The organism is Endozoicomonas sp. GU-1, from assembly GCF_027366395.1.
In the GTDB taxonomy this organism is placed as follows: domain Bacteria; phylum Pseudomonadota; class Gammaproteobacteria; order Pseudomonadales; family Endozoicomonadaceae; genus Endozoicomonas.
In genome coordinates this window covers 2,587,780-2,602,660 of the sequence record NZ_CP114771.1, presented here as the reverse complement: position 1 = coordinate 2,602,660, position 14,881 = coordinate 2,587,780, and the positions used below count along the sequence as shown (strand labels likewise).

Genomic DNA, 14,881 nt, shown 5'->3' with positions numbered 1-14,881 from the left:
ACTTTTGCCTGAATTGGAAGTCTGATACTTAAACAGCTAACTGGATTGTTGGCGTAGAACGAATCCTTTTAACGGTTCCCAATCAGGGAGATATTATTATGAACGCAAGCAGTGGCAGCATGCCAACCATTTCCCTTGGTACAACACATGATGAATTTCTCAAGCTCATCGGTAATTCTTCATTAAATCCAAAAGATATCAGGTCATTTGTTTTGAAAGGCGTCGGTAAAACTCGCACCCTGACTGTCTTCATGCAAAAAGACCTCTATTTAACACACGCAGATAAAACCCCAAACATATCCCAGATTAAAAGTTTTTCGCGTGATGGAAAATTGGTCAAGATTACAGGTTGTGACTGCTACGTCCACCTCTTTTCTGTTCATAATCCCAGAAAGGAAGCGGAATCAGTAGCAAGTAAGCTTGGCTCAAAAGCAGGAGCAGCCTTCCAGGCAGAAGCATCCAAAGCATCAAAAGGTCATTATGCCGTTATCACAACCTTTTACCCAGTCACTCAAGGTGAGGGATATAAATCAAAAGACCCTTCTGTGCCATTAAAACCGGGTTTTAAGCAGCAACGCCTGGAATATGTTTTTTGCTCCGAACACTGGGATCGCCCCCTTGAAGTGATTAGCAATTCAACGCTTGAGATCCGTACCAGAAGATTGGGTTCGAGTGATGTGAATTACAAAACACTGGATAGTAAGAATCCTGTGTATTCCCATGGGATTAACCTGACATCGTATTATAAGGCTATCTATTCCAAAAAAGACCAGACCAAGCCCCAATCCGGGGCTCAGGGATGCTGGGGAATGCAAAACGTTGACCCTTTTTCAAACGATGGCCCCGTTGGTCAGGATGTTCGCCCCTCTGGCGATATGGCTAATTTCATGGGTGGCTCGAATTTTCATAATAATTAGCATTCAGTTAACAATAGTTGGCCTTGTCGTTGCCTGTGCGGTTAACTCAATCGCTTCGCCATCCCTCAACACCTGCATGGTCATCTGTTGGCCCGGTGGAATACGGGCCACCATATTCATTACCTTGCGGCCATCCCGGGTGCTCTGGCCATTGATGCCGGTAAGAATATCGCCACGTCGCAAACCCGCACGGTCGGCAGGACCATCTTCATAAACCCCGGTAATCAAAATCCCAACTTTTGTGCTGACACCGTAGGCTTCTGCCAGTGCCGAGTTCAGTGGCTGTGACTCAATACCCAGCCAGCCCCGAATCACCCGGCCATATTTAATGATGGAATCCATAACAAAGCGGGCCATATTGGAGGGAATGACAAAGCCAACCCCTTCACTGCCCCCACCACGGGAAAACAATAGCGTACTGATGCCAATCAGATCACCATAGGCATTGACCAGGGCACCACCGGAGTTGCCGATATTGATGGCGGCATCGGTCTGGATAAAGTCTTCGTAGGTATTCAGTTGCAGGTCATTCCGGCCGGTGGCGCTGATAATGCCCATGGTCACCGTCTGTCCCAGTCCGAATGGGTTGCCAATGGCCAGCACCACATCGCCAATTTCTGCGCTGCCAGAGTCCACCAGGTCCAGGTAAGGCAAATCCTTCAGGTTGACTTTCAACACGGCAAGATCGCTTTCCGGGTCGGTGCCAATAATGCGGGCTTTGACCTCCCGGCCATCGCGCAGGGTAATCATCAGCCTGGCTGCATTTTGAATCACATGGTGGTTGGTCAGGATATAACCTTCAGGATCAACAATAACGCCAGAACCTTCCGGGGTGCTGCGGGCATGGGTTCTCTGGGGCAGGGGCAGGTTGCTGTCACCACGCTGTGACAGGCTGTTGGTAGAGATACTGACCACAGCCGGTGCGGCCTTTTTCACGGCATCACTGTAGGAAACCTGCCCGGTGACATTGAATACTCTGGAGGATTGTTCAATAAAACGGTTGCGGGTTTTTTCGGAAATACCACCGAACTCAGGCTTGATCAGCAGTATTGTGATCGCGGTGAATAGCCCGATCAGGATGGGTAAGCCCACCGACTTAAGCAGTTTTTTCATTCGCAGCCCATGGGAATTGCCGTTATGTGATTATAATGAGACCAACAAAATACGATTCTTAATATACAGCGATGTAAGGATGGAGAGAACCGATGGTGCCGACATCACAAGATATGACCTTAAAAGAAATGGTGGCATTACTGGATCAGGAGTTACAGCCTGGTCTGTTTAAAGATTACTGCCCAAATGGTATTCAGGTCGATGCCAGCCCGGCAGCGGACTCGCCAATAAAGAAAATAGTCACGGGGGTCACCGCCTGTCAGGCACTGATTGACCGCGCCATTGAACTAAAGGCCGATGCCATTCTGGTTCATCATGGCTATTTCTGGCGTGGTGAAGACGCGGTGATTACCGGCAGCAAACGTCGGCGCATCGAAACGCTGCTGGCCAACCATATCAGCCTGGTGGCCTATCATTTGCCACTGGATGCCCATCCGGTGTTGGGCAATAACGCAGAGCTTGCCCGCTTGATGGGGTGGGATGTTGTGGGTGGCATGGAGCCGGGAGCCAAATTGTCGGTGGGTAACTGGGGCACAACAGGGCGAAAACTGTCGCTGGACGAGTTGAGCCAGGAAATTTCCGGCAAGCTGGGACGTGATCCACTGGTGATTGCCGGAGGAAGCCACCCCATAAAAACCATTGCCTGGTGTACCGGGGCCGCTCAAAGCATGATTGATAAGGCCCTGAACCTGGGGGTGGATGCTTTTGTCAGCGGTGAGATTTCGGAGTCAACGGTGCATTTTGCCAGGGAAAATGGCATTCACTATATCAGCGCCGGCCATCATGCTACCGAGCGTTATGGGGTTCAGGCACTGGCTCGCTGGCTGCATGAGGAAACGGGCATTGAGCATGAGTTTGTTGATATCGATTCTCCGGTATAAATTTTCTTGCATTAATGTTGTGCCGTGTTGTTAGAAAAAACAGGTGGCTTGTTCTTCTTTGATTACAGTTGAATAGCACATTCATTAATTATTAAAACGCCGTTGAAATTGTTGCTGTAAGTCAATCTGTATAAAAAATAACTCTCGTACACTTGTCCTCGCTTTTTTCTGCCTCGCTGTTAAGCCTGAGTGGCCACAGCACGAGGCAGTTTTGTCTTGTCGTTTTGGACAGCACTGTCGTGTTGTTGGGGGGTAATTATGATCTGGCTACAGTTGGCCATTGTGATTCTGTGCATCCTGGTGGGTGCACGTATCGGGGGGATTGGTCTTGGTTTGATGGGTGGTGTGGGTCTTGCCATTCTCTCTTTCGTTTTCGGTATTCAGCCGACGTCTCCACCTATCGACGTTATGTTGATGATTCTGGCGGTGGTTTCTGCCGCTGCCTGTATGCAGGCAGCCGGTGGTATGGATTACCTGGTAAAGCTGGCGGAACGTATTCTCAGAAAAAATCCAAAGCGTATTACCTTTATTGCGCCGGCAGTCACTTACTTCTTCACCATGTTTGCCGGTACTGGTCACGTTGCTTACTCTGTGCTGCCCGTGATTGCCGAAGTGGCCCGCCGTACCGGTGTGCGCCCGGAGCGTCCTATGTCCATGGCGGTCATTGCCTCTCAGGTGGGTATTGTTGCCAGCCCGATTGCCGCAGCCACCGTTGCCATGCTGACCATTATGTCAACAAAGTATGACATTACCCTGGGACAAATTCTGGGCACAACCATTCCGGCAACCATGGTTGGCCTGTTCCTGGCCGCCCTGGTGACCAATAAGCTGGGTAAAGAGCTGAAGGATGACCCTGAATATCAGCGTCGTATGCAAGACCCGGAGTTTCGCCGCAAGATGGAAGAAACCACCACGGTTTCTGCAGTTGAACTGAAGCCTGGTGCGAAAATCTCCGTTCTGCTGTTCCTGTTTGGTGCCGTTCTGGTGGTTCTGATGGGGGCAATTCCCGGGTTACGTCCTCAGTTCAATGGTTCTGCCATGTCCATGGCGCACACCATTGAAATCATTATGCTGGCGGTATCGGCACTGATTGTATGGCTGGGTAAAGCGGATGTTGCTGAAGCCAGCCGTGGTGATGTATTCCTGGCGGGTATGCGGGCAATTATTGCTATCTTCGGTATTGCCTGGCTGGGCGACAGCTTCTTTGGTGCCCACGATGCGCTGCTGAAAGGCAGTATCTCTGATCTGGTACAAAGTGCTCCATGGGCATTTGCCATCGCCTTGTTTATTCTGTCGGTGATGGTGAACAGTCAGGGTGCCACCACCTCGACACTGATGCCTCTGGGTGTGGCGCTTGGTTTGCCCGTGGCATCCCTGGTCGCCATGTTCCCGGCGGTGAACGGTTACTTCTTTGTACCTAACTACGGTCCGATCATTGCCTCTATCGACTTTGACAGCACTGGCACGACCCGCATTGGCAAGTATGTGTTTAACCACAGTTTTATGCTGCCAGGTCTGATGTCGATTGTGTTCTCTGTGATCGCCGGTTTTGTGTTCAGCAGCATTGTGCTGTAAAGACAATGGCACATAGATAGAGCGGAGTTTAATGGCCTGCTGACGTTTTGTTGCAGGCCCGGCGTATCCGGGTACCCTGATACGCCGAAGCCTCTTTGAGTATTGATTTTGGGTTTAGCGTTTAGCTGACGGGTTCGCCACTGAATTCAGGGAGAATCAGCAAGCGATATATTTATATATAAAAACAATATAAATTTTGAATTTATTATTCTATTTTAACTGATAGTATTTCACTTAGAGCACAACAATAACTTCGCTTTAGGTCGAAATGCATGTCGGATCAAGACTTCAATCATCTAAAACAGCTGGAAGCGGAAAGCATCCATATCATCCGGGAAGTGGCTGCTGAGTTTGAAAACCCTGTCATGCTTTACTCTATTGGGAAAGATTCTGCCGTGATGCTGCATCTGGCCATGAAAGCGTTTTACCCGGGTAAACCGCCCTTTCCTTTATTACACGTAGATACCACCTGGAAATTCCGGGAAATGATTGAGTTCCGGGATCAGCTGGCACAAAGACTGGGCCTTGAGCTGCTGGTCCATACCAATCCGGAAGGTCTGGCCCAGGGCGTCGGGCCATTTACCCATGGCAGCGCAAAACATACCGATGTGATGAAAACCCAGGCACTCAAGCAGGCATTGGATAAATACGGCTTTGATGCTGCTTTTGGTGGTGCCCGTCGGGATGAAGAAAAATCCAGGGCGAAAGAGCGGGTTTACTCTTTTCGCGACAAAAACCATCGCTGGGATCCGGAAAACCAGAGACCGGAACTTTGGAATATCTACAATAGCCAGGTTGAGAAGGGCGAGAGTATTCGCGTGTTCCCTCTGTCAAACTGGACGGAACTCGATATCTGGCAGTATATCCATCTGGAAAAGATCCCTATTGTGCCACTGTATCTTGCCAAAGAACGCCCGGTGGTGGAACGTGATGGCAACCTGATTATGGTGGACGATGAGCGGATGCCGCTGCAACCGGGTGAACAACCCCAGTTACGAAAAGTACGCTTCAGAACCCTGGGATGCTACCCGCTGACCGGTGCCGTAGAATCTGAAGCCGATACACTGACCGAAGTGATTCAGGAGATGCTCCTGACCAGAACCTCTGAGCGACAGGGCCGGGTGATCGACCATGACAGTGCCGGCTCCATGGAAAAGAAAAAGCAGGAAGGGTATTTCTGATGTCACACCAATCTGAACTTATTGCCACCGATATCGAAGAGTACCTGAACCGTCATGAACAGAAAGAGATGCTGCGTTTTCTCACCTGTGGCAGTGTTGATGATGGTAAAAGCACCCTGATTGGCCGTCTTTTACACGACACCAGCATGATTTATGAAGATCAGCTGGCTGCTGTAGAAAACGACAGTAAACGAGTAGGTACCCAGGGGGAAAAACTGGATCTGGCGCTGCTGGTTGATGGTCTGCAGGCAGAACGTGAGCAGGGCATTACCATTGATGTGGCCTACCGCTATTTTTCCACCGAAAAACGTAAGTACATTATTGCCGATACGCCCGGGCATGAGCAGTACACCCGAAATATGGCCACCGGTGCTTCCACCTGTGATCTGGCGATTATTTTGATTGATGCCCGTCAGGGTGTGCTGACCCAGACCCGGCGGCATACCTACATAGCCAGCTTGCTGGGCATAAAGCATATTGTCGTAGCCATCAATAAGATGGATCTGGTGGATTTCAGCAAGGCTCGGTTTGAAGAGATTCGTAACCAGTACCTTGATTTTGCAGAACCATTGCAATTGGGTGATATCCAGTTTGTGCCTATGTCGGCGCTGGAAGGCGACAATGTGGTACACCGCAGCGAACGGATGTCCTGGTATCGTGACAGTACGCTGATGGACGTGTTGGAAAATGTCGAGATCGCCCGGGACCGTAACCTGGATGACTTCCGCTTCCCGGTTCAATATGTCAATCGCCCTAACCTGGATTTTCGTGGTTTTTCAGGAACGCTGGCTTCAGGCAAGATCAAGCCCGGCGATCAGATCAAGGTACTACCCTCGGGGCAGGTGAGCACCATTGCCCGCATTGTGACCTGGGATGGTGATCTGCCAGAAGCCCATGCGGGTCAGGCGGTTACCCTGACCCTGACCGATGAAATTGATATCAGCCGTGGTGATATGCTGGTGCGCCGGGACAGCAGTGTTCAGGTGTCTGCTGACCTGGATGTGGATCTGGTGTGGATGGCGGAACAGCCCATGAGCCCGGGCAGGCAGTATCAGATCAAGTTTTCTGCCGGCAAGGTTCCGGGCAGTTTTGCCGGGGTTGATCACCGGGTTGATGTGAACTCCCTTGCCCATCACCCGGCAGGGCAGTTGGCTCTGAATGAAATTGGCCTGTGCCAGCTCAGGCTGACCAGGGCGGTGCCTGTGGACAGCTACCAGCGTAACCGCCAGACCGGTGCCTTTATTGTTATTGACCGGCTCAGTAACGCCACGGTGGCTGCCGGAATGGTACGGGGAGTGAGTGAGCGTACTCAGCAGGATTCGCTCGCCAGAGTGCATCGGCAACAGCGTCTGGGTCAGAAAGGCGGTGTGTTTAAAGTTGCCGGGCAGCACGCCAAAATTATTGAACGACAGCTGTTTGATCGTGGGTTTTATCCATTGGTGATTGGCAGTGATGATGAACAGTGGTCTGCCAAGGCGGATGCGTTACTCAAGGCTGAAGTGGCCGTCTTGATTACCTCGGAAGATGAGGTGGCGGATAATGCTTCTGTAGACTCGGTGGTGGATACCATTGTGGCCTCTCTGACTCTTCCATAAACCTTTCCTCAGGCCTCTCTTCATCTGACAGAGGGGCCTATCAAAATCGACTGTGTGAGAACGGTAACAAACCTATTGAAACCATGCATTAGTACATGGTTTCAATGATTTTGACGGATTTTCGTGCCTCCGTTCTCCGTTCTCCGTTCGTCCTGAGCCTGTCTCCGAGTAGAAGAGGTCGTTACCGACCTCAACTCTCACAGATCCGGACGAGCCCAATTAAGGCATCCGGTTCCTCATAGTTACTGGTTCACTAATTGATGCCCATGGTAGTACTGATGCAGGATTCTTGGCGGTGTCAGGGGGAAGCGTTTCAGGAACTGGGAGAATTGTTCCCACGGAATATAACTTGTCCGTGATCGGCGGCCCAGCCACTTATGCCAGATTCTTTGTACACGACGGTGTACTGCTTTCAGGGCTTTGTAGTTTCCCGTTATGCCGAAGTACGCAAAGTGTCCCCGTAATTTCCGGTTCAATTTGTCGTACTGTTCTTTCAATGAGTCATGTTTATGCTTACGACAATATTCATTGAATGACTTCAGCGCTTTGGCTACTAGCCCTTTGGCTGTTTTCCGGAATATTGCAAACCCACCTTTCCGGGTTTTACCCCAGTAATGTGTGAACCCAAGGAAGTCAAAGCTGATCGGAAGTCCACAACGCTTATTTTCTCTCCGGTGCTGAACCCGAAAGTCAATTCTTTGCGTCTTTTCCGGGTGCAGTGTCAAGCCATATACGCTAAAACGCTCAGGCAGTACCCTCTCTATTCGACGACAATCGTCAGGGTTTTGAAACACCATGACAAAATCATCGGCATAGCGGGTCAGACTACACCTTCCCTGAATTCTTGGCTGTACAGTTTGAATAAACCAGTCATCCAGTACATAGTGCAGGTAGATATTGGCTAGCAGTGGTGAAATAACACCACCCTGAGGGGTTCCCATTGTCGGGTAGCAGAGCTGCCCTGACTCAAGTATACCGACCTTCAGCCATTTATCGATCAGTTTTCGTACCACACCATCAATTACTCTTCTGGCAAGAAACTGCCTTAATTGGTTGTGGTCAATCGTATCGAAATACTTTTGGATGTCCACATCCAGTACCCACTGACCTCCATCTCGCATTATGTGGCTACGTAGACTTTGTAAGGCATGATGCGCTGACTTGCCTTTGCGGAACCCAAACGAGCAGTTATAGAAATCTTGCTCGTAAATAGGCTCCAATAACATCGCCACCGCTCTCTGGGCAACCTTGTCCTCGAAGGTCGGTATGCCCAAAGATCGTTTCTGACCTTTCCCTTTTGGAATATAAACGCGTCGTAACGCAGGGGCCCGATATTGACCGGATTTCAGTCGATCCAGCAGATTAAGGAGATTACTCTCCAGCTGTCGCTCATACATCTCGGCCGTTTGATTATCTACGCCTGTCGCACCATCCTTGCGGGTCAGTTGATAGGCCTGTAAAAGCCAGTTGTAGTCCATGTATTGATTTAGCGAGGTGAAAGCCATGGCTTGGTTGTCTCTGGCCAGTTTGGCTATCCGTCTCTGTTTCGTTGACACAAACATAAGGTTTCAATGTACCTCTTGTGTTTCCCACAAACGGTTCAATAACTATGATGTCCCCTTTCCTCGTCCGGGTCCTCCTGAGCAGAGTTCCCCGTTGTCATCAGTACTATGGGACACTAAGACTTCCAGCACCTACTATCCGGTCACTTATGGATTCGCTTCCAGACTCCTGAGTGTTGCTTCATGTTTTGTCTCATCAGGCCTGAAGCGAAGCCTGACGACACTGGGTTCTGTTCAGCCATAGAACCAATGGCCAGTTAACTCAGGTCAGCACTGGATCTCGCAGGTTCCTGAGAAATCCATCCTGTACCTTTGCCCCGGTCTCGGACTCCGGTCGGACTGATTATGTCTCACCAATTCGACATTTCAGTGCTGACCCCATACCCTTCAGAATGAAGCCTCCAACAAGGTGTCCATTTCGGAGCTCAATCCCGCGGCTTTAGTACCCGCTGTTTACGCTTCACAACCAGGATTACCCCTGACTATGCAAAACTCACTTCCGGCTGATGGTTAGTCTCTACCGGGTGGGAGTCGAACCCACTGGATTTCAACGAATGATTTCAGTTCATAGAACCTCCCACATTCTCAGGCTTAGCCTGTCGCGAGAAGGGCGGAAACTCCGAACTCTGATAGATCGTGCCAAGCACCCTTCGACTCCGCCTCAGGATGAACGGGGTGTACGGGTATTAACGCTTTTCTGCGCTAATCCCTCGGCACTAACACCTCCTCCATGGGAGGGCTGGCAGAATCATCCCGGGAACCGAAAAAGTCTGGTAGCGGTGGCAACAGGTAATTGGTAATTAATGAGGTCGCGATTATAGCCACCAGGCTAAAGGTTACAGAGCTGATTGATCCGGGCAGCATTCGCCGGAGGTACTCCGATAAAAACTCCGACTCTGAAACGAATTGCCGGGCATTTTCCAGGGAAACGCCAGCTTGCAGGGCGTCGGTCATGACCACTCTATCAAGTAGCTCGTCCAGGCCAATATAAGGCAGTAATGATCGAGCCAGGCGGTCAGCCAGTGGTTTGACAAAGCAGGGAATGTGGGCGTTGCAGTCAGTCTGGGGGCAACACCGGAAGCAATCCCGCTGAATCAGGCAGCTACGGTGGAATGCGTGCCCCCCGGCGCATTTGACCATATCATCGTCAGCGGGTGGGGTGCTGCTATCAGGAGCATGAGTGTCAAGGCACAGAAAACAACTGCTGGCCGAATGTACATTATCCATGTGGCAAGAAACTCCGGGTGATGAAATTCATCAGTTGCCAATTGTTTTTGAATTTTCATTAGACCCCTTGTTTTCCCAAAAGGTTCAATGAAATGCTGTTTAAGGATGCCTTTTTTGACAGGTCAGCCAACTATTGACTGCTGCCTTGCCGGCCTTGATGGTGCGTACGGTATTCTCAGGCAGCCTTTGATTTCTCCCCGGAATTCTGCGCTGCTTCAACCACTGAACCAGAGGTCAGCAGTGACTCACCGGATTCATCAGGTGAATTGGCGCAAAAGCCCTGATAATAGGTACAAATGCCGGTTCAATGGGACTCCTCGCTGATCCACTATTAGGCCAATCATCTACAATGATCTGGTTGATGACAGAAAGACATCCCCAATGGCCTGACAGCCTCCAGGGACATCTGTGCCCCTGGCAGATGCTCAAAGGCGGGATGCTGGAAATTACCGAGAACAGGAGTCGAAATGAAGGCTGATTTTTATCAAGGGCTGCGCCGGCAGCTGGATGAGCTCAAACAGGAAGGGCTTTATAAAAGTGAACGGGTGATCAGCTCCCAGCAACAGGCTGAAATCAAAGTGCTCGCCAATGGTGAGAGCGGTGATGAAGTGCTTAACTTCTGTGCCAATAACTACCTGGGCCTGGCCAATGCACCGGAGCTGATTGAAGCGGGTAAACAGGGGCTTGATCAATATGGCTTTGGCATGGCTTCCGTACGCTTTATCTGCGGTACCCAAACTGTCCATAAAGATCTGGAAGCTCATATCTCCCGGTTCCTGGGCATGGAAGATACCATCCTCTATCCTTCCTGTTTTGATGCCAATGGTGGTCTGTTTGAAACCATCCTGGGGCCGGATGACGCCATTATCAGTGATGCGCTCAACCATGCCAGTATTATTGATGGTGTGCGCCTGTCCAAAGCCAAACGTTTCCGCTACGCCAATAACGATATGGCCGATCTGGAAGCGCAACTGCAGGCGGCAGAAGCTGCCGGTGCCAAAACCAAACTGATTGCTACCGATGGCGTATTCTCCATGGATGGGGTTATCGCCAACCTGAAAGGCATCTGCGATCTGGCCGATCAATACGGTGCGCTGGTGATGGTGGATGACTGTCATGCCACCGGTTTTATTGGTGAGAAAGGGGTTGGTACTCCGGAGTTCTGTGATGTTATGGGACGTGTGGATATTCTCACCGGTACCCTGGGTAAAGCACTGGGTGGTGCTTCCGGTGGTTACACCTCCGGTAAAAAGGAAGTGATTGACTGGTTGCGTAACCGTTCCCGTCCATACCTCTTCTCCAACACGCTGTCACCCAGCATTGCTGCCGCTTCGGTCAAAGTGTTTGAGATGCTGGCTGAAGGCGCAGAACTGCGCCGGAAAGTACGTGATAATGCCGACTATTTCCGCGCTGAAATGACCAAGCTGGGCTTTACCCTGGCCGGTGCCGATCATCCGATTGTACCGGTGATGCTGGGCGATGCGTCACTGGCTGGCCAGTTTGCCGACCGTATGCTGGAAGAGGGGATTTACGTGGTTGGTTTCTCCTTCCCGGTGGTGCCAAAAGGGCAGGCGAGAATTCGTACCCAGATGTCCGCTGCCCACAGCAGAGAGCACCTGGACAAAGCCATTGCTGCTTTCGCCAGGGTTGGTCGAGAGTTGGGCGTTATCCACTGATTTAAGCCATTGATTTACAAAACAGCCGGCTTGCTATTCTGAATAGCAGGCCCATTGAGAAAACTGACACTGTGAAGACATTAGCCAAAAGCAAAGCAGAACCCGGAATCTGGATGGAAGACCGCCCCATGCCAGAAGTGGGTTACAACGATGTACTGATCAAAATCCGCAAAACCGCCATTTGTGGTACTGACATGCATATCTATCACTGGGATGAGTGGTCGCAGAACACCATTCCGGTGGGTATGCACGTTGGCCATGAATTTGTCGGCGAAATTGTTGACATGGGTGACGGTGTGCGTGGCTTTGAGGTCGGTCAGCGGGTTTCCGGTGAAGGCCATATTACCTGTGGCCACTGTCGTAATTGCCGTGCTGGCCGCCGTCATCTCTGCAACTTTACTGTGGGTGTTGGCGTCAATCGTGACGGTGCGTTTGCCGAATACCTGGTGATTCCGGCGGTCAATGCCTTCCCGATTCCTGATGATATCAGTGATGACCTGGCCGCAATTTTTGACCCGTTTGGTAATGCGGTGCACACCGCACTCTCTTTTGACCTGGTGGGAGAAGATGTACTGATCACCGGTGCCGGCCCCATCGGCATTATGGCGGCAGCCATTTGTCGGCATGTTGGTGCCCGCAATGTGGTGATTACCGATGTCAACGAATACCGTCTGGATCTGGCTCGTAAAATGGGTGCGACCCGCGCCGTGAATGTTGCCAATACCGGTCTGCCGGAAGTGATGGCTGAGCTGGGCATGGTTGAAGGCTTTGATGTGGGCCTTGAAATGTCGGGCAATGGTCGTGCATTTAAGCAGATGCTGGAAAATATGAACTACGGTGGCAAGATTGCACTGTTGGGCATTCCAGCCAGTGACACGGTGATTGACTGGAACCAGGTGATCTTCAAAGGTCTGGTGATCAAAGGTATTTATGGTCGCGAGATGTTTGAGACCTGGTACAAGATGACCAGCATGTTGCAGTCTGGTCTGGATATTTCTCCAATCATTACGCACCGCTTCCCGGTTGATGATTTTGACCAAGGTTTTGCAATCATGGGGTCCGGACAATCTGGAAAAGTGATTCTGGACTGGTGTTGAATCCAGACCACAAAAAGCCAGCATTCGCTGGCTTTTTGTGGTCAATGATCAGGTTTGTCACCGAATAAAACGCAGAAACTCTTCCCGGGTTGGCTGATTATCTTTCATCAGGCCACGCATGACCGAAGAGGTCATGGATGAGTTTTGTTTTTCTACACCGCGCATCATCATGCACATATGTTGCGCTTCAATGACCACGGCAACTCCTTTGGCGTCGGTGACTTCCATAATGGCATCGGCAATCTGTTTGGTCATGTTTTCCTGAATCTGCAGGCGGCGGGCGAACATATCCACAATACGGGCAAATTTGGATAGGCCGAGCACCTTACCATTGGGTACATAGCCAATATGACACTTGCCAATAAAGGGCAGCAGGTGATGCTCACACATTGAGTACAGTTCAATGTCTTTGATCACGACCATTTCGCTGATGTCGGATTCAAACACCGCACCATTAACGATCTCTTCCAGTGTCTGGCTGTAGCCTCTGGTCAGGTATTGCATTGCTTTGGCAGCGCGAAGCGGCGTATCTCTAAGGCCTTCCCGATGAATATCTTCACCGACGGACTCAATAATGGCCTTGTAGTGTTCGCTGATTCTTTGAGACATTGGAAGAATTATCACTGCATGGTTATCGAAGTGGACGGCAGTTTAACACAATTAATACATAACCCGGAAAGCAGCTGAACGACTTTCTTTGCAAGGTTTGGCACAGGCTGAGCAATTTGAACAAGAAGAAGGGATGGCCAGGACAAACATGAGCGGCATAACAGTTGCTAGTGTTTTTGCTTGCAGGTATGGTTGAAAAACCATGAGCCAAAGCGCGGTTGCAATGGTCAGGTGGTTGAGCAGGATTAACCTGTGCCGGACATCCCGTGCTGAAAATAATAACAACACCAAAGGAAAGATCTCATGCTGAAAAGTCTGAAAACAGTCGCTGCGCTGGGTGCATTGGCGGCAGCGGGTTTGGCACCGGTTGCCAGCGCTTCGGCAACGCTGGAGTCGGTAAAGGAAAAAGGTTATGTGGCCTGTGGTGTCAGCACCGGCCTTCCGGGCTTCAGTAACCCGGATGATAAAGGGCAGTGGAGTGGGCTGGATGTTGATGTCTGTCGTGCCGTTGCTGCAGCGACTTTAAAAGATGCTGACAAGGTCAAGTTTGTCCCGCTTACCGCTAAAGAGCGTTTTACCGCTCTGCAATCAGGAGAGATTGATGTGCTCTCCAGAAATACCACCTGGACCCTGACCCGTGATGCCTCCCTGGGCCTGAACTTCACCGGCGTCTCTTACTACGACGGCCAGGGCTTTATGGTGAAGAAAGACCTGGGTGTGAAAAGTGCCAAAGAGTTGGATGGTGCTTCTATCTGTATCCAGTCCGGTACCACCAGTGAGCTGAATCTTGCCGATTATTTCCGGGCTAATAATATGGAGTATCAGCCCGTGGTCTTTGATACCTCTGACGGTACGGCAAAAGGCTTTGATGCAGGGCGTTGTGATGTCCTGACGTCTGACCAATCTCAGCTTTATGCCTTGAGAGTTCGTCTGTCCAAACCTGATTCCGCAGTGGTTCTGCCCGAAGTGATTTCAAAAGAGCCGCTCGGCCCCGTAGTACGTCAGGGTGACGACCAGTGGTTCAACATTGTCAAGTGGAGCCTGGCCGCCATGATTAATGGTGAAGAGCTGGGCCTGAACTCGGGCAATATCAACGCGCAAAAAGCCTCTTCTGATCCCAATGTACGTCGTTTGCTGGGTATTGACGGCCCTAAAGGTAAAGGCCTTGCCCTGGATGATGACTGGTCTCTGCGGATTATCGAGCAGGTGGGTAACTATGAGGAGATCTTTGAGCGTAACGTGGGTGCGGAATCACCGCTTCAGATCGATCGTGGCCTGAACGCCCTCTGGAACGAAGGTGGTATCCTCTACGCTCCTCCCTTCCGTTAATTCAATCTTTATGACATATACCCCGCTTGCACGCAACGCGTGCGAACGGGAGTATGGATAGTCCTGCATTTTTTGCAGAACTTATGAAGCGCGGGAACAAGATAAGAAAAAGGGAGTTA

General features: G+C 50.6%; 12 protein-coding genes. 8 read left to right on the top strand and 4 right to left on the bottom strand.

Going from position 1 to position 14,881, the window contains the following annotated elements; all coding sequences use genetic code 11:
- Positions 1-98: 98 nt before the first annotated feature.
- Positions 99-917 carry a hypothetical protein gene (locus tag O3276_RS10735; protein ID WP_269675617.1) on the top strand — a complete coding sequence of 273 codons (819 nt, stop codon included), beginning with the start codon at positions 99-101 and terminating at the stop codon, positions 915-917.
- Between the two features lie 3 nt (positions 918-920).
- On the opposite strand, the gene O3276_RS10730 is transcribed toward O3276_RS10735, so the two are convergent.
- On the bottom strand, positions 921-2,030 hold the full coding sequence (locus tag O3276_RS10730; RefSeq protein WP_269675616.1) for a S1C family serine protease: 1,110 nt from the start codon (positions 2,028-2,030) through the stop codon (positions 921-923).
- 92 nt (positions 2,031-2,122) lie between these two features.
- Here O3276_RS10730 and O3276_RS10725 point away from each other — a divergent pair, with 92 nt between their 5' ends.
- From O3276_RS10725 to cysN, 4 genes are all read left to right on the top strand, one after another.
- On the top strand, positions 2,123-2,911 hold the full coding sequence (locus O3276_RS10725) for a Nif3-like dinuclear metal center hexameric protein (protein WP_269675615.1): 789 nt from the start codon (positions 2,123-2,125) through the stop codon (positions 2,909-2,911).
- A gap of 258 nt (positions 2,912-3,169) precedes the next feature.
- Positions 3,170-4,486 (top strand): anaerobic C4-dicarboxylate transporter family protein, encoded by a 1,317-nt coding sequence (locus tag O3276_RS10720; protein WP_269675614.1) that lies wholly within the window; start codon positions 3,170-3,172, stop codon positions 4,484-4,486.
- Positions 4,487-4,758: 272 nt separating this feature from the next.
- Positions 4,759-5,667, top strand: a complete 909-nt coding sequence (gene cysD, locus O3276_RS10715) for a sulfate adenylyltransferase subunit CysD (RefSeq protein WP_269675613.1) — start codon at positions 4,759-4,761, stop codon at positions 5,665-5,667.
- The gene (gene cysN / locus O3276_RS10710) at positions 5,667-7,262 is read left to right on the top strand and encodes a sulfate adenylyltransferase subunit CysN (RefSeq protein ID WP_269675612.1); all 1,596 of its coding nucleotides are present in this window, start codon (positions 5,667-5,669) and stop codon (positions 7,260-7,262) included. Before cysD ends, cysN begins: the two co-directional genes overlap by 1 nt.
- Before the next feature lie 242 nt (positions 7,263-7,504).
- Here cysN and ltrA read toward each other — a convergent pair whose 3' ends face one another.
- Together ltrA and O3276_RS10700 are read right to left on the bottom strand one after the other, a co-directional pair.
- Positions 7,505-8,824, bottom strand: a complete 1,320-nt coding sequence (gene ltrA / locus O3276_RS10705; RefSeq protein ID WP_269672590.1) for a group II intron reverse transcriptase/maturase — start codon at positions 8,822-8,824, stop codon at positions 7,505-7,507.
- 702 nt (positions 8,825-9,526) lie between these two features.
- Positions 9,527-10,051, bottom strand: coding sequence for a hypothetical protein (locus O3276_RS10700; protein WP_269675611.1), 525 nt, complete (start codon positions 10,049-10,051; stop codon positions 9,527-9,529).
- Between the two features lie 467 nt (positions 10,052-10,518).
- On the opposite strand from O3276_RS10700, the gene O3276_RS10695 reads away from it, so the two are divergent.
- Together O3276_RS10695 and tdh are read left to right on the top strand one after the other, a co-directional pair.
- Positions 10,519-11,727 carry a glycine C-acetyltransferase gene (locus tag O3276_RS10695; RefSeq protein WP_269675610.1) on the top strand — a complete coding sequence of 403 codons (1,209 nt, stop codon included), beginning with the start codon at positions 10,519-10,521 and terminating at the stop codon, positions 11,725-11,727.
- A gap of 71 nt (positions 11,728-11,798) precedes the next feature.
- Positions 11,799-12,824 carry an L-threonine 3-dehydrogenase gene (gene tdh / locus O3276_RS10690; RefSeq protein ID WP_269675609.1) on the top strand — a complete coding sequence of 342 codons (1,026 nt, stop codon included), beginning with the start codon at positions 11,799-11,801 and terminating at the stop codon, positions 12,822-12,824.
- 57 nt (positions 12,825-12,881) lie between these two features.
- Here tdh and folE read toward each other — a convergent pair whose 3' ends face one another.
- A complete protein-coding gene (folE, locus tag O3276_RS10685; protein ID WP_101745113.1) occupies positions 12,882-13,433 on the bottom strand; it encodes a GTP cyclohydrolase I FolE in 552 nt (183 codons plus the stop codon).
- A 303-nt stretch (positions 13,434-13,736) separates the two neighbouring features.
- Here folE and O3276_RS10680 point away from each other — a divergent pair, with 303 nt between their 5' ends.
- A complete protein-coding gene (locus O3276_RS10680; protein WP_269675608.1) occupies positions 13,737-14,762 on the top strand; it encodes an amino acid ABC transporter substrate-binding protein in 1,026 nt (341 codons plus the stop codon).
- The last annotated feature ends 119 nt before the right edge of the window (positions 14,763-14,881 follow it).